Consider the following 17,776-nt stretch of genomic DNA (forward strand, 5'->3'; position numbering starts at 1 on the left):
CTGCAGAGAAGCCTGGCCCCGGCCTGAGGGCACCGGGCCGGATCGACCTTGCCACCGCATGCTCACCCAGTAGGAAACCCTCCGACGCGCGCTCTCATCGAAATCTTCGCCCGCTTCAGCCGACTGGGTCGAGGCCGAGGCCGCGCTCCATTCCCTGGACCAGTTCCTTGCGGCGTTTCGGGGAGCGAGGCCAGGTGGGAGCGCCCGTCGCGGTCATTTCGAGGTAGAGCGACTCTGCTCGCGGGCCCGGCCAGCTTCGGGTGAGCTCGCTTGTGCGGCTGCCAAGGACTTCGGCGATGTCCCGCCCGAGGGCTCGGGCGGCGGCCACTGAGTAGTCCGCGCCTTCCTGAACCAGGATGTCCACGCCTTCCTCCGTGTCGTAGAGGAACGCGTTCACCTCGGGCAATTCCGAATACCAGTGAGATAGACCGTCAACGTTGCTGGGCGCACCACTCCGCTGCCCTTGGCCGACTTGCCGCTGCGATAAACGGGCCGCTCGGGAGCCGCTCCGCTGATGGGCCGAGAGGGGTCACCGTGATATCTGGCGAGTTCGAGTCGCGGGCCAAGTCCCGGCAAATATGCGGCCGTCCAGAGGTCGAGAAGGTCATCGGTCCGCTCCAATGTCCTCGATTCCGGGGCCAGGAAACCGGCCCGGTGGAGCTGATTGAAGGTGTCGTGTGCCTGCCCCGTGGAGACTCCGGCGGCGGCCGCGATCTCTGAACGAGCCTGAGTCGCAGTGTTCGCGCGGAAGCGCGGACCGGGGCCACTGGTCATGCTGGCTCAGGGGGCCGAGCCCCCTGAGCCCCACGGGTCTTGGAGGCGCTGGGCGATTGCGGCGGCCTCGAAACGGCGGGATACGCCCAGCTTTTCGAGAATGTGGGTCACGTGGACGCTTGCAGTCTTGGCGCTGATGAAGAGCCGGCCGGCGATCTGCCGGTTGGTGCAGCCCTGTGCGAGCAGTTCGAGCACGTCGCCTTCCCGTGAAGTGAGCCCGAGCCCCGCGTACCGATCGGGTGATGCGGCCGCGAGCGGCTCATCGAGATCGAAGCGCGCCCGCTGCGCGAGGAGGCCGACTTCGCGTTGCAGCGGCTCGGCTCCCAGGCGCACGGCGATCCGGAAGGCTTCGCGGGCCGGTGGACGCGAGTCCGCGCCGGGGCGTTCGGTGGAAAGCAGCGCCTCGGCCAGCCGCCAGCGGCAGTAGGCGGCGGGGTATGGGCGGTTGAGGCGATCCCATGCCCGCGTGGCGGCGAGCCACCGGTCGGGATCGGCCTGCCGCTCGACTCGGCTGTGCTCTGCGTCGGCGACCGCCTGCCAGGCCGCGATGTCGGGCGACCAGGCGGCCTTCGTGCTTCGGGCCCGGGTGAGCAATGCCCCGGCCCGGTGGCGCGCGGTTTCGACGACGGCCCGATCGCGTCGGGCGGCGGCTACTTGAATGCGGTCGGCCTCGGCTCGCAGGCCGAGTGCGCTGAGTCTGGCGCCGCACGGCGGCGGAGTCGATCCGGTGTCCGCGGCCAGGCCGTTGTCGACCGCTGCGGCCGCGGCCTCCGGGTCGCCCTCCCACAGGGCCAGCTCGGCCACGAGGCTGTAGTAGTCCTGCGCGGCCTCCGGCTCCACGGCGGCCTGCGACCCGGCCTCGAGGTGCCGCCGCGCACAGTCGGTCTCGCCGCGCCCGATGGCCAGTTGCGCCCGCCGGCAGTGCGGTCCGAAGGACCAGAAATGGCCGCCGGACCGTAGCGCGTCGGCGAGAACGTTTTCCGCGCCGGTCCAGTCGCCCAATCCCAGCAGCGCCTCGGCCGCGTTGGCGGCGAGCACGTTTCCCGCGCCGCGTTCCACGCCGAGCCGGCGGGCGAGGGCGAGGCCGTCGCGCGCCACCTGGGCCGCATCGCTCAACCGGCCGAGCGCGGTCAAGGCGTCGGAGTGGTACACATACGGACGCACGAGATCCCGCGGCGTCGTCACCCCCGGTTCCCGGGCGCACGCGTCGGTCAGGATCTTCAGGCCCTCGTCGGCCTCGCCGAGGTAACACAGGACGTTGCCCAGAATGTCCAGGGCCTGCGCCGGCGGAGGGTTACCCAGCGCTTTCGCCGCCGCAATCGCGTTCTCGCAGGCGCTCCGTGCCTCGGTGAAGCGCCACGAGAGGGTCATGGCCTGGCCCAGCGACGCCAGCACCCGGACCCGGTGATCCGACGGCGGGTGCTCCGGGACGAGCTCGACGGCACGTTCGAGCGCGGCCAGTCCGCCATTCCGGTCGCCGGTGGGCAGCAAGTACATGCCTAGGCGCTCGTACAAGACGGCCCGGTCGAAGGGATCGTCACCGTCCTGGTGGAGCTCGATGGCGCGCCGGATGAGCTCCGCGGCTCGGACGCCACTGCCGATCATGTTCGCCAATTCCGCCGCCCACCTCAGCACGGCCTCGAGAGACATCCCGGCCAGATCTGCGGCTCTTTCCACGAGCGGCCACAGCGAAAGCGCACGCTCGAGGTGGGCGAGCGCCTCGGCCCGTCCGGACAACTCTTCCGCGGCGCGAGCGGCCAGGATCGATGCCGGGAGGGCCTCCGCGGGCCGCCGGGCTGCCGTCCAATGGTGTGCGAGCTCCGCCGGCGTCGGTCTATCCAGACTGATGGCCCGGGCGATGCGGGCATGCAGTTCCTCGTGTTCGCCGGGAATCAACCCCGCGTAGACCGCCTCGGCGAGTAGCGCGTGCCGGAATCGGAACGTGCCGGATCGCTGGTCGGCGACGAGCACGCGTTGTTCGACGGCGTGTCGCAGCGCCCTTCGCAGCCGGGGTTCGGGCAGGGATACGACGGCCGCGAGAACGCCGTACGGCACGTCCCGGCCGACCGCGGCGGCGACCTGAAGCACCGCGTGGGTGTCCGCGTCCAGCGGCTCGATACGCGCCAGGAGCGTGTCGCGGAGCAGATGCGGCAGCTCCGCCTCGCCGCGTTCGGCCGCCCCCAGCAGCTCCTCGGCAAAGAGAGGATTTCCGCCCGATCGCTCGACGATGGACTCGATCACGTCGCGCGAAACCGGGTGTTCCCGCGCCTGCTCGATCACCACCGTCGTCTCCTCGCCGGACAGGGGCAAGAGCGGCACGTGGATCGCGGACTGCGCGCGGACCAGCGAGGCCGCGAAGCGGGGGAGCGGATCGCCCAGCCGCGTCTCGTCATCGCGGCAGGTGGCCACGATCAGCATGCGGCAGTCGCCGATCGTATGGGCGAGATAACCCGCGAGATCGAGCGTCGACGTATCGGCCCAGTGCAGGTCTTCCAGGATCAATACCACTGGCGTCGTGGTCGCGAGACGACCGAGGAATCCGCGTACATCCTCGAACAGCCTCAGCTGGCCGTCCGGCTCGTTGCCGTCACTTGCCGGCCGTTCGGCGACGAATGCGGGACGGGCGCCCTCGATCCATTCGGTCGACCCCCGCAGGGCCTCCATGACGGCCAGGTACGGCAGGCCGGCGCCGACCAGGTCGAGGCACCGGCCGGTCAGTACGGCCGCGCCGGCGCGGCGGGCCCGTTCACCGAGCGCCGACACCAGCCGGGTCTTGCCGATGCCGGCCTCGCCCGTGACGAGAACGGTGGTCCCGCTGGCCATGACCGCCGCCTCGAACGCCATCTCCAGGCGGGCAAGTTCGACCGCACGGCCCACGAGCTGACCCGGCGCTGGGTGCACGCGGTCAATTGTCGCCGGACCACCGCCGGGGCATAAGGCCTCGCGGGCGGAAAATAAGGCGCCCCGCACGATGCGGGTGGCGGCGCCCGCGCCGAGCATTGCGGGCATGGCACCATCGCCCGCAGTCCGGACCGACCGCGACATCTTCCGCCTCGCCCCGACCGCCGACGCCGACGTGTTGGAGGCCATCGCCGCCCGCCTGGAGTTCCGCGGAACCGACGAGGGCTACGTCCGGGTCTCCCAGGCCCACTTCGGACGCCTGCCCCTCGCCCAGGCCCGGCGGATCATGGCCCTCGGCTGCGGCACCGGGATCGAGGTCCGCGCCCTCAAGCGCCTGGCCCGTCCGGACGCCGCCATCGTCGGCGTCGATCACAGCCCGGCGTTGATCGAGGCTGCCCGGCGGCACACCGCGGATGAGGGTCTTGCCGACAACGTCACCTACCAGAGAGGCGACGCGCACCACCTGCCCCATGGCGACGCTGAGTTCGACATCGTGACGCTCCAAACGGTCGTCAGTCACCTCGACGATCCGTTGCAGGTTCTGCGCGAGGCCGGCCGGGTGGTCAGCCCGGGCGGAACTGTCGCGGTCTTCGACGGTGACTATGCCTCGTTGACCTTCGCCTATCCCGACGCCGTACTGGCCAGGACCGTCGAGGACGCGTTGATACAGCTCATCGTCGCCAATCCCCGGGTCATGCGCGACATGCCGCGGCTGCTGCCCGCGGCGGGACTGGAGCTTGTCGAGGCGGCCGGCACCGTCTACGCCAACATCGGCTCCGGTCGATTCTGGCCCGCTATGGCCGCATCGTACGGCCCGTTGTTGGCTCGATCGGGCCTTCTCCCGCAGACCGTCGTCGACGACTGGCTGACCTTCCAGGCCCGAGCAGCCCAGGACAATACGTTCTTCGCCGGCTCCAGCTACTACACCTACGTCGCTCGCAGGCCGATCTGAGAACGCGCCGTTGTGTTCCACCAGCGACGTGATGCCAGCGCGGCCAGCGCGGCGCCGGCGGCGTTGACCAGGACGTCGTCGACGGAGGACACCCGATCGAGCTGCAGCACGTACTGGGCGATCTCGACCAGGATCGAGCAGCCCGCGCCGAGCGCCAGGATCCGCGGTACGGACGCCAGCGCCGCGAACCGCATCGGGGCGAAGAATCCCAGGGCTGCGAAGATCATCAGGTTGCCGGCGATCCCGAGCGGCCCCATGGTGAGCAGGTCCCGAAGCGGCACCAGGCTCACCCGGCCGGGAACGATGCCGGCACCCGGGCCCGGCATCAGGGTTATCCAGACGAAGGGCACCGTCCCGTAGACCATGCCCACCTCGGCCAGCGCCATCCGCCAGGCCGGCGAACCGCCGGTGGCGCGCCGGCTACGCGCCAGGGCCCAGGCCACCAGCGCGGCCGCCGGCAGCCCGAGCAACGTCATGAGCAGGACGCCGTTCTCCGTGTCGAAACAGCCGTGCCACCGCCCGGCCATGCACCTCGGAGCGGACATCATGAGCGGCCGCCGTACGACGAACACGGCGGCGGCCGCTCCGAGGAACGCCAGGCCAAGGAGCACGACGCTGCGCGCGCGGTTGTGGTTCACGGGCCCTATTCAAGACGGCGACCTGTTGCGGTGGCATAAGGGCCGTCAGGTGGTCAGCTTGGCCACCTCGGTGGCGGCCAGCAGGAAGCCGCCAACCCCGAAGTCGGCGGTCGAGTTCGTGGTGACCGGCTGGCTGGACTCGGGGGCGTAGCCCACACCCTGGACGTAGCCGAGGAACCCGTCGGCGTGCACCGACGTGGCGACCATTCCATTCCAGGCCCGGGCGATCACCGGCAGGTAGGTCGCCCGGTCGATGATCCCGGCGCGGATGCCGTAGGCCAGCCCGAACGCGAAGAACGCGGTCCCGCTCGTCTCCGGGCCGCCGAAGTGGCCCGGGTCGATCAGGTTCACGTTGAAGAGGCCGTCCGTGCGCTGGGCCTTCGCGAGCGAGCGCGCCAAACCCTGGATGTTGTAGCGGTACTCGGCCCACCGCGTACCCAGGTCGGGGTTGAGATTGAGGATTTTGGCGTGCGCGGCCAGCGCCCACCCGTTCCCCCGGGACCAGAACACCAGCTTGCCGGAAGGCGACCGGGCCGCCTTGGCGCCCTCGTCGCGCCACCACAGCTCGTTGGTGTAGTCGTAGAGCGCCCGGGTCCGCTTGGTGTGGGTGTAGAGCGCGAACATCTTCTGCAGGTAGGCGTCGTCGCCGGTCTGCCGGGCCACCCGTACGAACACCGGCATCGCCATGTGCAGCGCGTCGACCCACCACCAGTCGTCCGCCTTGGCCGGCTGGCTCGTGCCGTGGACCATCCGGCGGATCGACTCGTTGATCGCGGCGACCTTGCCGGCCGCGGGCGCGATGTCGTTGAGGTCGTAATAGACCTGCCCGGCGGTGTGGTCGTCCGCGTGCCGCGTGGCCACGCCGTTGTTGATCGCGTAGTTGTTCTGCTCCGCCCACCGCTGGGTGTACGTCAGGTACCGCGCCTCGCCGGTGGTCCGATAGAGGGCCATGTTCCCGCTGAAGTAGGTCGCCCGTGCCCACTGGTTGTTCCCCGGGTCGCCGTGCGCGCCGATCCACTGGTCGTTGACCCTCCGCGCGACCGCGAGCACGTCGGCCCGGGACGGCAGGACTGAGGCCGGGAGAGCCGCCGCGGCGGGTGTGGCGCCGGCGAGCGCGCCGGTCACCGGCAGGATCGTCGCACCGGCGACACCGGCCAGCAGCTGACGACGGCTGATCTCGCTCACAAGCCACTCCTGGTTAATTCAAGCTCTGAGATAAGGGCCGGAGATATGGAAGCATGAATATCTCGGAACCGGAAGGGACCTTAACGATTGAGCAGGGCGGCCAGGGCCACGGGCACCTTGGTCGACGCTCCGTCCACGGTTGCTCCGGCAAAGGCCAGGTCCGGGGCCAGCGTACGGTTGTTGTCCGCCGGGAAGTTGAGCGCCGGGGTGGAGACCGCGTCGAGGCGGGCGGTCTGGTCCGCGGTCAGGGCGACGTCGACGGCGTCGAGGTTGACGCGGAGCTGGTCGAGCCGGCGGGCGCCGATCAGGGTGGACGTGATCGCCGGCCGGTTCTGGACCCAGGAGAGCGCGACCGCGGCGGGAGTGTGGCCGGACTCGGCGGCCACCTCGTCGAGGACGTCGATGACGGCGTAGTCGGACTCGGTGGGCCGGACCCAGCTGCGAGTGGTCTCGGCGGCGGCGCCCCCGGGACCACTTGCCGGACAACAGGCTGCCGCGCAGCGGGCCCCAGGGCAGCACGCCGATGCCGCGCTCCTGTGCCATCGGGAGCAAGTTCGCCTTCCGGCGTACGGGCCAGCAGGGAGTATTCGACCTGCATGGCGATCACCGGTGAGCAGCCGCCAGACCAGCTCGCGCTCGATGCCGGCGGCCAGCACCGGGATGTCGGCCGGCCGGTCCAGCAGCCGGAGCAACCGGACGAGCGGGTCGAGCAGGTCGCCGGTGACGCGCCCGACCGCGAAGCCGATGCCTTCCTGAACAGCATGGGCAGGCACGTGCAGCACCAGCTCGGCGATCAGCTCGGGGCGCAACGGAACACCGACCACGAGGTACGGCGCTGAGCGGCTGGCCTGTTCCACGTGCGCGACGACCGGCAGGTCCAGCGAGGCGATCAGGAAATCCCCGGCCCCGTACGTCAGCACGTGCTCGGCGATCGTGGTGCGCTTCGAACCCTGGGCGACCACGACGAGGGTCGGGCTCAGCAGGCCGGTCATCGGCTCGGTCGGTGTCGTCGAGGACAGCACCGTGACGCGGTCCAGGGCGGTCTGCCCGGCGTGTCGCGTCAGCAGGTCTCTCAGCTCGGTCAGATCAGGCGACACGCAGGCGAGACTAGCCGGGGCGGAACGCGGCCGTGCGTTCGCCGGAAACGCACGGCCGCCTCGCGCGTCAGGCCGGCGGGCGGCGGACGGCGACCATGACGCCGTTCACCTCGGTGATCTGGAAGTACTGCGGCTGGATCAGCTTCCTCGGAATGAAGATCTCGTGCCAGTTGGAACCGAACGGGAAATCGTCGTCACGGAACCTGAAGCGCAGCGTGTTCTTGTCCTTGTAGCTGAGCACGATGGCGTCGATCTTGTCGTACGGATTGGTGGCGGTCCGGTCGGCGAAGTCCTGGGGGCCGGCCGCGGTCGCCAGGTCGCGCAGGAAATCGAGCCGGGGGTGGAACTGACTCGTGGGATGGCTGTAGTTCACGTTGTACTGGACGAAGCCGTAGTACGGATACAAGGCCATCACGTCGTTGCGGTCGGTGAGGACGACGGCGTGGCCCTCGCCGCGGTATTGGGCATCGATGACCTTGGTCAGCGGCTCGGGTGGCGCCTTGAACACGACCGCGGACGGCGTGTGGTACGGCGGAAGTTTGCCGTTCGGCAAGGTCTGGTCGTGGGCGTAGTGGGCGTCGGTCAGCACCGCGCTGATGAACCGGTCGCCGGCGAAGATGGCCAGGAAGAGACCGCCGGTCGCGGCGAGTCGCCACACCACGTCCCGCGAGATGTGGTTGACCGCGTACTTCGAGGCTCGGACGACCGCCATCGCCGCCCCGGCGAGCAGCAGCACCGGCACCAGCTCGCGCATGCGGAACGACATCAGCGGCTTGTCGACGACCATGAACGGGAAGCCCGCGACCTGCCAGACGTACAGCGCGACCAGGATGATCAGCATGGCCCGGGAGAGTGCTTCCTTCGCCGTCACGACCAGGAAGACGAGGCCGATCAGGCACAGCGCGCCGAAGACCGACGGCTCGAGCATCGGCAGCGCGAGCAGGCCGGAGCCCAGCGAGATCCAGCGGTTGTTGAGCGACTCGACGTTGGGAGCGGTCAACATGTTCCACAGCAGCGGCGCCCAATAGACGGCCGACCCCAGCGCCGCGATGCCGAAGATGAGCGCGGTGCGGCCGGTCTCGCGCCAGTTGTAGGCGCCGCGCCGCCGCCCCTCGAAATACTGCAGGACAAAGACGAACGGCACGAGGAAGAAGAAGTAGTAATACTCCGTGAACAGCACGGCGCCGATGAGTCCGAGCACCACCGGGTGCGTCGGCCGCAGGCCCTTTCGCGTCAATCCGTGGCCCACCTGAAGCCACCAGGGGAGGAAGGTGACGACCACAATCGCGGCGTACGGCTCGCTGATCCAGGGAATGATGAGCGAAGCCGCGGCGATGAGCGCGGCGACCCGTGGAGTGACGATCCGGCGCCAGAGAAGGTACGAAAGGATCGGCATGAGGAATGCGACGGCGATCGTGCCGTACTTCATCATGTGCCAGGGCTCGGCCCCGGTGATCGCGGCGGCGCGGCCCAGTACCCAGAAATACGTCGGCGCGTAGTAGGCCGGGAGTCCGCGGTACATGTAGTCGTCGAGATGCCACGTGTCCGCGAAGCGGGTGACCAGTTCCTGGCGGAACGTCTGGTCGCCGTTCAGGCCGTAGATGTCGAACGGGGTGCCGTGCAGGGCGACCAGGACGGTCAGCGAGGCCAGGCCGCCGAACAGGGCCGGCAGCAGGTCGGAGTCCCAGGTCTGTCCCCGCCGCCGGGCCCACCAGACGGCGCCGCCCGCCAGGGCGGCCACGATGATCGGAGCGGTGCGCAGGCCGTACTGGGTGCGCCCGGAGTACGGGTTGAAGTTCGCCGCGTCCGCGGCCCAGTAGACGAGCAGCACGACGAGCCCGACGGCCGCGGCGAACAGCCAGGGCCGAATCGCCGGATAGATCCGCTGGAGCGGATTCCCAGTGGTGGAGTTGTCGCGTTCTGGGGCTGACTTGTCCGGCTTTTGCTCCGGCGATTCCCCTCCGCTGGCAAACTCGCCGTATTGCGGCGATTGTCCGTTTGGCGGATCGAGGAGGCGTTCCATTTGTGCTCCGATTTTGCGGTTCGGGGGACGAGCGGCCGTAGCCTACTTGACCGGAACAGAGCGGGTTGCCCCATGATTCTTTTCGCGGTTTTGGACCCACATGCCCGGGTCGCCGCGCTTGCTGGAGTCTCAAGGAGTCAGCTCGTAGAACCGCCAATAAGGGGTCTCGATCGGCAGCACGCGGACGCCGATGAAGCCGGCTTCGGCGGCGTAGCGGCGCAGCGTCGGCGGACGCATGACGGCGCCGGTGGCGGCGGAGCCCGGCTCGCGTGCGTCCGCCAGGCAGGTGACGAGGCTCCAGCCGTACTCGAGCTGCTCGTATTCCGTGCCGGGAACCGTGAAGTCCTCGCCGGACGCGGAGTCGACGACCAGCACGGTCGCGCCGTCGGCCAGAAGCCCGCGGGCCGTTCGCAACGTCGCCACCGGTTGGGCCATGTCGTGCAACGCCTCGATGACGGTCACCACGTCGTAGCGGTGCTCGCCGCCGAGGCCGGCCGCGTCGCGCGCCTCGAAACGCACCCGGTCCGCGACGCCGGCGTCCCGCGCGTGACGCTTCGCCTCCTCGATCGCGTCGCCGTCCAGGTCTACGCCGTCCACCGACGCTCCCGGGTAGGCCTGCGCCATGGCGATGCTGGACCAGCCGGTGCCGCAGGCGACGTCGGCGATACGTGCGCCGGGCGCCCGCAGCCGCCGGTCGATCTGCGGGATCGACGGCAGCCACTGCTTGCCGAGCAGGTTCACGAACACCGGCCGATTCGCCTCAGCCCGGCCCTCCGGCCCGCAGGGCAGCGGCGGGGCTGGGCCTGGAGGTCCTCGACGTCGACGATCTCGCGTACCGCCTGGTGGCTCAGCCATTCCTCGCCGTAGCGGGCATCGGTGCCGGTCCGCTCGGCGAGCTCGTCGGCGGTGAGCCAGTCGCCGCCGGCCATCGCCCGGTAATAGCCGAGTTGATCACCCAAATAGACGGCATACATCTCCAGCGCGCCGATCGTGTTCTGGAACAGCCGCTGGACGAGTAGATCAGGCGCAGTCCGTGGGCCCGTGGGTGGCTCGGCGCTGATCCAAGCGACCGCACAGGAGGGCCGGGCCTGGGCGCGGCTCGGCAACCGGCGGGAGACAGGCCGGGCGCCGGCCCGGGTCGAAAGCTTGCCGAGCAGCGGACCCCGCCGGAGCATCCCGAGCGGGATGTGATCGCCGAGCCGCAGAGGGCAGAGGGCCGCCCGTCATTTGCGGTTGTAGAGGCGCATGGTCAGGGTGCCGAAGACGATCACCAGTAGGGCGCTGGCCACGAGCGTCCACATCAGCGACGGCATGTGCAGGGTGCCGGACATGATGTGGCGGATGGCTGTCACCAGGTGGCTGATCGGGTTCACGGCCACGAAGGCCTGCAGCCAGCCGGGCATCGTGGAGGGATCGACGAAGACGTTGCTGAGGAATGTCAGCGGGAACAGCACCAGCATGCTCACGCCCATCACCGACTTCTCGGAGCGCAGGAGCAGGCCGAACATGGTCCAGATCCAGGAGAAGGCGAAGGAGAAGACGACCAGCAGGGCCACGCCGAGCACCACGCCGACGACGCCGCCCGCCGGGCGGAAGCCCAGGGCCAGGCCCACCAGCATGATGGTCGTGGCGGCCAGGATGTAGCGGAGGACGTCGCCGAAGATCATGCCGACCAGGGCGGCGGGGCGCCAGACCGGCAACGTGCGGAAGCGGTCGAAGACGCCTTTTTCGATGTCGGTGTTGAGGCCCACGCCGGTGTACATCGTGATCATCACGACGCTGGTGACCATGATGCCGGGGAGGAAGAACTGCAGGTACTCCTTCGTGGAGCCGGCCAGGGCGCCGCCGAAGAGGTACGTGAACATCAGGGTCATGATGATGGGGAAGGCCGTCACGTCGAACAGTTGCTCGGGCACGTGTTTGATCTTCAGGATGGCGCGCCAGCCGAAGGTCATCGAGGCGGACAAGGCGTTCGGGCGGCTCGGGCGGTCGCTGCGGGCCAGCACGGCGTTCAGCGTCTCGGGCGACGGGGTGTAGGCGACGGCTTCCTGGGCGGTGGTGCTCATGCTGTGGCCTCCTCCGGAGAGACAGCGGGACGGTCGGTGAGAGCCAGGAAGACCTCGTCGAGGCTCGGCTGGCCGAGGGCGAAGTCGTCGACGACGATGCCGGCGTCGGCGAGGAGGGCCAGGGCGCGCGACGCCTGGGAAGCGGCGCCCACATCGGACCCGGAAGCGCGGGCGGTCAGGGCCACCGGATCGGCCTCGAGCTGCACCGTCGTGCCCAGGGCCGCGGCGAGCACCCGTTCGGCCTCGGGGCGCTGCGACGCGTCGCGCAGGCGGACGTGGACGGTGCCGGCGCCGACCGACGACTTGAGCTCGCCGGGTGTGCCCTCGGCGATCATGCGGCCGTGGTCGATCACGGCGATGCGCTGGGCCAACTGGTCGGCCTCATCGAGATACTGCGTCGTGAGCAGGACCGTCGTGCCGTTGGCGACCACGACGCGCACGATGTCCCACACCTGGTTGCGGCTGCGCGGGTCGAGGCCGGTCGTGGGCTCGTCGAGGAACAGCAGGTCGGGTGTGTTGAGAATGCTCGCCGCGATGTCGATGCGGCGGCGCATGCCGCCGGAGTACTTCTTGACCTGGCGGTCGGCCGCGTCGGTGAGGCCGAACGCCTCGAGCAGCTGGGCGGCGCGGTCGCGGGCCTGCGGCTTGGAGTGGCCGAGGAGGCGGGCCAGCAGGACCAGGTTCTCGGCGCCGGTGAGATCTTCGTCGACCGAGGCGTACTGACCGGTGAGGCTGACCCGGCTGCGGACCGCGTCGGCCTCGCGCACCACGTCGTGGCCGAACACGCTCGCCGCCCCGCCGTCGGGGCGCAGGAGTGTGGCCAGCATGCGCACGACGGTGGTCTTGCCCGCGCCGTTGGGGCCCAGCAGGCCGTAGACCGTGCCGGCGGGCACGGTCAGGTCGACGCCGTCGACCGCGCGGTTGTCGCCAAATGTCTTCACGAGACCGGTCGTCTCGATAGCCGGTGAGCTCATGGGTCGTCCCTTCATTGGGCGTGACCCATAGTCCCCTACTGGTACGACATTTTTCGAAACAGCCTCAGCGGGCGGTGCGCGAGGTGCGGCGGGCCGCGTTGGTGCCGTGGCCGGCGAAGTGCCCGAGGCCGCTGTTGTCGTGGCGGCGGCGTCGCGGCGCGGAGGAGTCCGCACCGGGTGCTCTCGCCGCCACGGGAGCACCCGGTGCCGCTGGGGTGGTGGGCTCGGGGAGGGCCACCGCCGCCGGACGGCGACGGCGTGCCACGACGAGACAGAGCAGCAACAGGAGGAGCGCCGCGCACGCGACGACGGTCGTGAGGATCATCATCGTGCCACCGCCTCTCGAAGAAGAGCCCCGATCTCGAAGAAAGAGCCCGTTGGTTATCGAGACAATGACGGTATCAGCGCGCGACCCCGGAGCCAATCAGTCGCGCGGACGACCGTCGTCGCACAGAACCCGGCTTATGCTGTGCCGATGGCAGCGGCGGGGTTCGGGGTCTATCTGAAGGAAGCGATCCTGGCCGCCCGGTTCCCGACGCCCACACACTTCGCGAGGGCCGCGGGCACCGATCCCTCCGTGGTGCTGCGCTGGCTGAGCGAGGAGCAGCGGCCCACCATCAGGTCGATCGAACGCATCGCCCCCGTGCTGGGCAAAAGCATCAACGAGCTGGTCCTCGCGGCGTACCCGGATCGGTTGAACGGCCCGGCGCCGGCCGCCCTGCCCGCCGCTCACCCGCTGGTCCACGAGCTCGCCCGCATGCTCGCCGACGACTCGCCGATCCCGCGCGCCGACCGCGAGGCGCTGGAGACGGTCCTCGATCGGATGCTGGAGCCGTACCGCCGAGTGCTGCGCCGTCGCAAATCCGGGTGACAGATTCGCGTCCCAAAGGGACGTTGTTGCTGGTCGATGTCGCGCTATGCGCCGCGGCGCACTAGCCTCGACGCGTGACCGAGCGGGCCCGGACCGACAACCACTCCACGCTGGGGGGATGGCACCTCCAGATCAGCAAGCTGCTCGTGGTCGCCATCATCGTCGCCACGGCCGCCACCGGCGCGCTCGTCGTCACGGTGCTGACCCAGATGCCATCCGGTCAGATTCCCGCGCCGGGGCCGAACGGCCTGCCACCGCCGCCGCCCGTCATGCGCCCGCTGGCCGTCTTCTCGATCGTGACCGGCTTCTTCGTGCTGTCGTGGCTCGCGGTGCTCGTCGTCTTCGCCCGCGACCAGATCCTGCGTCAGCTCCGGCAGCAGCAACCCATGCCGACGCCGCCGGGCGTGACCGGCGACGACCTGGCCGCGGCGCTCGGCGATCTCCGTGCCGAGATCGCGAGCGACCGCGAGCGCGACATGCAGGCTCTGGCCGAGCGGATGGCCGAGGTGACCTCCGAGTACGGCGAGCGGCGCGAGACCGACGGGTATCTCAGCGGCATGCGTACGGCGACGACGGGTGAGCCCCCGCCGCAGCAGAACGTCCGATCCCTGCGCCCGAAACGTTAGGAACCGCTGACCGCCTGATAGCCGGGGTGGCGGCGGAAGTAGGCGTCCATCGTGTCGGTGCGCAGCGCCAGGAAGAGATCCCGGCAACCGGCCTTGTCCAGCCGATTCGCGGTGCCGGCGGCGCTGCGTACGAAGCCGGTCGACGGGATCGTGGTGAAGTCCAGGTCGTCGGTGCGCAGGCCGGAGAGCTCGCGGGCGGTCGCGGTCAGGTCGAGTCCCGAGTCCACGACCAGCGACTTCGCCACCTCGGAGAGCAGCGCGTTCAGCCGCATCGGGTTGGTGAGCACGCCCATCGAGAGGATCTTGTCGCCGAGCGCGTGCAGGTACTGCTGCTGGCGCTTGACCCGGTCGAAGTCGCCCTGGGCGAGGCCGTACCGCTGGCGGACGTAGATCTCGGCGCGCCTGCCGTCGAGGTGGTTGACGCCGGCCCGGAAGCGATAGCCGGTGCGGCCGTCGGTGACCGTCTTGCGGACGTTCACGTCGACCCCGCCGACGATGTCGGTGATTTTGCGAATGGCGGCGAAGTCGACGCGTACGACGTGGTCGATGGCCAGACCGGTCAGGTGGCTCACCACCTGCAGGACCAGAGGTGCGCCGCCCCAGGCGTACGCGGCATTGATCTTGGTCTTGCCCCCGGCCCATCGACCGGGCACGGGCGGGATGTAGACGTAGGAGTCCCGGGGGATCGACACGACGGCGGCGTGGCTGCGCGACGCGTCGACGTGGATCAGCATGATCGTGTCGCTGCGGGACTGGCCCTGGGTCCAGGTGGCGCGAGTGTCGACGCCGAGGATCAAGAAGTTCTCGCCGGCGCCCGAAAGAGCTGGTGGCGCGCTCGACGGGCCGGTGACGATCACGTACTCGGGTGCCTCGGTGATCCGCGGGAGCGCGGACGCCCGGCCGAGGATGTCGTCGCGCGCGACCTCGCCCTCGAGGTGCCCGGCATAAAGGACGGCCGTGCCGAAACCCGCTCCGGCCAGCCCGATCAGGACGGCAAGGGTCACCACGACGACTTTCGCCCACCGTGCCACCGCGCCACCTTCGCGTCCGGCGTCGCCACGGCCGGCGGACGCTCCTAGGACCTATCGGCCCCCGCGTGAATCCCGTGAGCCGGGGCGGGCGCGACGGCCCATGCCTCCCGGGCCAGCGCGGCCAGAACGACAAGACTGATCCAGACGTACGCGTTGCTGCCGGCGAACGCGTCCCAGCCCATCGGATGCGCCCACCAGAGCCACACGATGCTGCTGCTCATGACGACGAACCCGGCCGCCAGCACCGCGAGGCGACGCCGCCGCGGCACGACCGCCGGCGTGCGCATCGCCCGGTCGAGCAGCAGGAACAGGCCCGGGATCAGCCACACCAGGTGGTGCACCCAGGTGATCGGGCTGACCAGGCAGGCGATCACGCCGGTGACGGCGAAGCCGGTCAGCGGATCGGGCCGGCGGGTGCGCACCCACCAGCACCAGTACGCGACCACCAGCGCCACCGCCGCCAGCCACAGCGTCGACGGCGCGTCCAGCCGGGCCACCACACCGCGCAGCGACTGGTTGGAGACGTAATACAACTTGCCGATCCGGTTCGTGTCCCAGACCGCGCCGGTCCAGAACCTGACGGACGCCTCCGGCGCGATCAACAGCGCCAGCACCGTGGCGCCGGCCGCTGTCGCGATCGCCGTGGCCGCCTGGCGGTACTGCCGGGACAGGATGAGGTAGCCGATGAAGATGACCGGTGTCAGCTTGATCGCGGCGGCGAGTCCGATGCCGACGCCGCTCATCTTCCGATTGCGTAGATCGCTGCACACCAGCACCAACAGCAGCAGGTTGACCTGCCCGTAGCTGAAGGTGTCGCGAGACGGCTCGAAGACCAGGAAACCCAGGAACATCAGCGCGCACGGCGTCCACACCGGCCGGCCGTGCCGCCGCAGGATCGGCGCGAACTGCCAGCGGATCAGCAGCGCCACCGCGCCCGCGTTGAGCAGCGCCGCCGCCGCGACCGCCACCGGCCAGGAGGTGATCGCGAGCGGGCTCAGCGCCAGCGCCGCGAACGGGGGATAGGTGAACCCGTACTCGGTGTCCTGGTAGCGGAAGTCGTAGAGGTCGCCGCCGTCGATCAGCCAGTAGCGCACCGCGCCGCGGTAGACGCCCAGGTCGAAGAAGTGCCGGAAGGTGGGGATGGTGGCCAGGAAGACGGCGACCGCGATCGCCGCCAAGGTCACCAACGCGACCTGGGCCCGAGGCCCGCGGATCATCGGCGCGCCCAGGCGAGGCGCGGCGGTGTGTAGGAGACCGCGAGGTGGACGACCAGGAACGCGGCCACGCCGATCAGCCCGCCGAGCACGGCCAGCAGCACCCGCTCGGCGTCCGCGGCGAACCCGTCCGGCAACACCACCAGCACCAGTGCCGCACAGAAACCGGCCAGCAGGTGGCGTACTCGGCGATGCACGGCCGCGGCGGCGATCGGGGCCAGGCCCCACACGACGTACCAGGGGCGGATGGCCGGGCCGAAGACGACCACGGCGACCAGCACGATGCCGAGGCCGTAGACCGGGTCGAGCCGGGCGCGGTGGGTCCAGACCACCGCGGCCACGATCACCACGGCGAGCATGCCGAACCAGCGCCACACGTCGGCGGCGGCGGTCGTGCCCAGCATCCCGGACGTCCAGCGGCCCAGCAGGCCGGTCAGCGACCAGTTCTGCGCCGAGATCGGGGTGCTCAGGGCGCCGATCCAGCCGTACCCGGTCCCGGCCACCTGGGTGATCGCCACCGTCGCGGCCACCGCGGTCGCGCCGACGGCGCCGGCCGCCCGCAGCCACGGCCACCGGCCGGCCAGGTGGGTCGCCCAGATCGCCGCGACCGCGATCAGGCCCAGCGCCGCCGGCACCTTCACCAGCGCCGCCGCGACGACCAGCAAAGTCGCCACGATCGGGTGACGGCGGACCGCGGCGGCCAGGCCGGCGGCGAGCAGGCCGACCATGAGCGCGTCGTTGTGCGCGCCGCCGATCAGGTGGATCAGCACCAGCGGGTTCAGCACGGCCAGCCAGATCGCCGCCGAAGGGCTCACCCCGGCCGACCGGGCCAGAACCCGTACCGCGACGGCCAGCAGGACCAGACCGGCCAGCGCGACCAGGCGCATCGCGACGATGCCGAGCATGAGGTGCGGGCCGGCGACCATCTTGGCGACGATCAGGAACACCGGACCGTAAGGGCTCGGGGTGTGCTGCCAGATCGCCGGCACCTGATCGGCCATCTCCCCGCCGAGCAGCGCCGGCCCGTGGCGATAGACATCCATCCCCGAGTCGATCATCAGGCCCTGGGCGAGATAGCTGTACACGTCCCGGCTGAACATCGGCGGCGCCAGCAACAGCGGCCCGACCCACAGGGCCAGCGTGTGCCACCAGCCGTTCTGGTCCTCGGCGCGGCGGGCCACCCGGCCGTACCACCACCAGGCGAGCAACAGCAGCAACAGTCCGCTGTAGACACAGACCAGACCGAGCCGGGCATGTCGCCCACCGGTGAACATCGGAACGCCGATCGGCAACGCCCCCGCGCCCAGACCGCCCACCGCGATCAAGGCCGAACCGGCGAACCCGACGGCGCGCGACGAGGCATGATCTCTCCGCACGGCAGCACCTTCTCAATGACGGGTGTCGAGCCGTGGACGTACCAACGT

17 protein-coding genes are annotated in these 17,776 nt (G+C 70.1%); 3 read left to right on the top strand and 14 right to left on the bottom strand.

The genetic code is table 11. The features are described 5' to 3' along the window. Positions 1 to 115: 115 nt before the first annotated feature. Both ACIA5D_RS12160 and ACIA5D_RS12165 read right to left on the bottom strand, forming a co-directional pair. Positions 116 to 406: a hypothetical protein gene (locus ACIA5D_RS12160; RefSeq protein WP_396029908.1), complete on the bottom strand. Its 291-nt coding sequence runs from the start codon at positions 404 to 406 to the stop codon at positions 116 to 118. A gap of 374 nt (positions 407 to 780) precedes the next feature. After that, positions 781 to 3,675 carry an AAA family ATPase gene (locus tag ACIA5D_RS12165; protein ID WP_396029909.1) on the bottom strand — a complete coding sequence of 965 codons (2,895 nt, stop codon included), beginning with the start codon at positions 3,673 to 3,675 and terminating at the stop codon, positions 781 to 783. A 106-nt stretch (positions 3,676 to 3,781) separates the two neighbouring features. On the opposite strand from ACIA5D_RS12165, the gene ACIA5D_RS12170 reads away from it, so the two are divergent. Then, on the top strand, positions 3,782 to 4,627 hold the full coding sequence (locus tag ACIA5D_RS12170) for a methyltransferase domain-containing protein (protein ID WP_396029910.1): 846 nt from the start codon (positions 3,782 to 3,784) through the stop codon (positions 4,625 to 4,627). Here the strand turns inward: ACIA5D_RS12170 and ACIA5D_RS12175 are convergent. The 9 genes from ACIA5D_RS12175 to ACIA5D_RS12215 all read right to left on the bottom strand — a co-directional run bounded on the left by ACIA5D_RS12175 (position 4,603) and on the right by ACIA5D_RS12215 (position 12,938). After that, entirely contained in the window at positions 4,603 to 5,265 is a 663-nt protein-coding gene (locus tag ACIA5D_RS12175; protein ID WP_396029911.1) for a VanZ family protein, read from the bottom strand. The two genes, ACIA5D_RS12170 and ACIA5D_RS12175, sit on opposite strands and share 25 nt — an antisense overlap. Positions 5,266 to 5,310: 45 nt before the next feature. Then, on the bottom strand, positions 5,311 to 6,450 hold the full coding sequence (locus tag ACIA5D_RS12180) for a glycoside hydrolase family 88 protein (RefSeq protein ID WP_396029912.1): 1,140 nt from the start codon (positions 6,448 to 6,450) through the stop codon (positions 5,311 to 5,313). A gap of 80 nt (positions 6,451 to 6,530) precedes the next feature. Then, positions 6,531 to 7,547 (bottom strand): aldo/keto reductase, encoded by a 1,017-nt coding sequence (locus ACIA5D_RS12185; protein WP_396029913.1) that lies wholly within the window; start codon positions 7,545 to 7,547, stop codon positions 6,531 to 6,533. Positions 7,548 to 7,614: 67 nt separating this feature from the next. Next, complete coding sequence (locus ACIA5D_RS12190; protein ID WP_396029914.1) at positions 7,615 to 9,570, bottom strand: arabinofuranosyltransferase; 1,956 nt, start codon at positions 9,568 to 9,570, stop codon at positions 7,615 to 7,617. Between the two features lie 129 nt (positions 9,571 to 9,699). Further along, complete coding sequence (locus ACIA5D_RS12195) at positions 9,700 to 10,317, bottom strand: class I SAM-dependent methyltransferase (protein ID WP_396029915.1); 618 nt, start codon at positions 10,315 to 10,317, stop codon at positions 9,700 to 9,702. Further along, entirely contained in the window at positions 10,308 to 10,745 is a 438-nt protein-coding gene (locus ACIA5D_RS12200; protein WP_396029916.1) for a hypothetical protein, read from the bottom strand. The genes ACIA5D_RS12195 and ACIA5D_RS12200 overlap by 10 nt, the downstream gene beginning before the upstream one ends. A 48-nt stretch (positions 10,746 to 10,793) precedes the next feature. Next, entirely contained in the window at positions 10,794 to 11,636 is an 843-nt protein-coding gene (locus tag ACIA5D_RS12205; RefSeq protein WP_396029917.1) for an ABC transporter permease, read from the bottom strand. Then, a complete protein-coding gene (locus tag ACIA5D_RS12210; protein ID WP_396029918.1) occupies positions 11,633 to 12,610 on the bottom strand; it encodes an ATP-binding cassette domain-containing protein in 978 nt (325 codons plus the stop codon). Before ACIA5D_RS12210 ends, ACIA5D_RS12205 begins: the two co-directional genes overlap by 4 nt. A gap of 64 nt (positions 12,611 to 12,674) precedes the next feature. Beyond that, on the bottom strand, positions 12,675 to 12,938 hold the full coding sequence (locus ACIA5D_RS12215; RefSeq protein WP_396029919.1) for a hypothetical protein: 264 nt from the start codon (positions 12,936 to 12,938) through the stop codon (positions 12,675 to 12,677). Positions 12,939 to 13,085: 147 nt separating this feature from the next. On the opposite strand from ACIA5D_RS12215, the gene ACIA5D_RS12220 reads away from it, so the two are divergent. Both ACIA5D_RS12220 and ACIA5D_RS12225 read left to right on the top strand, forming a co-directional pair. Further along, positions 13,086 to 13,481 carry an XRE family transcriptional regulator gene (locus ACIA5D_RS12220; protein WP_396029920.1) on the top strand — a complete coding sequence of 132 codons (396 nt, stop codon included), beginning with the start codon at positions 13,086 to 13,088 and terminating at the stop codon, positions 13,479 to 13,481. A 74-nt stretch (positions 13,482 to 13,555) separates the two neighbouring features. After that, positions 13,556 to 14,107, top strand: a complete 552-nt coding sequence (locus tag ACIA5D_RS12225; RefSeq protein WP_396029921.1) for a hypothetical protein — start codon at positions 13,556 to 13,558, stop codon at positions 14,105 to 14,107. Here the strand turns inward: ACIA5D_RS12225 and ACIA5D_RS12230 are convergent. Genes ACIA5D_RS12230 through mptB form a run of 3 tightly spaced genes read right to left on the bottom strand, consistent with a single transcriptional unit; the run spans position 14,104 to position 17,728 of the window. Further along, on the bottom strand, positions 14,104 to 15,138 hold the full coding sequence (locus tag ACIA5D_RS12230) for an LCP family protein (RefSeq protein ID WP_396029922.1): 1,035 nt from the start codon (positions 15,136 to 15,138) through the stop codon (positions 14,104 to 14,106). The two genes, ACIA5D_RS12225 and ACIA5D_RS12230, sit on opposite strands and share 4 nt — an antisense overlap. A gap of 44 nt (positions 15,139 to 15,182) precedes the next feature. Further along, on the bottom strand, positions 15,183 to 16,355 hold the full coding sequence (locus ACIA5D_RS12235; protein WP_396029923.1) for a glycosyltransferase 87 family protein: 1,173 nt from the start codon (positions 16,353 to 16,355) through the stop codon (positions 15,183 to 15,185). Further along, the gene (gene mptB, locus ACIA5D_RS12240) at positions 16,352 to 17,728 is read right to left on the bottom strand and encodes a polyprenol phosphomannose-dependent alpha 1,6 mannosyltransferase MptB (protein WP_396029924.1); all 1,377 of its coding nucleotides are present in this window, start codon (positions 17,726 to 17,728) and stop codon (positions 16,352 to 16,354) included. Before mptB ends, ACIA5D_RS12235 begins: the two co-directional genes overlap by 4 nt. Positions 17,729 to 17,776: the final 48 nt, after the last annotated feature.

Origin of the sequence: Actinoplanes sp. NPDC051513 (assembly GCF_044454685.1) — a bacterium.
GTDB lineage: Bacteria > Actinomycetota > Actinomycetes > Mycobacteriales > Micromonosporaceae > Actinoplanes.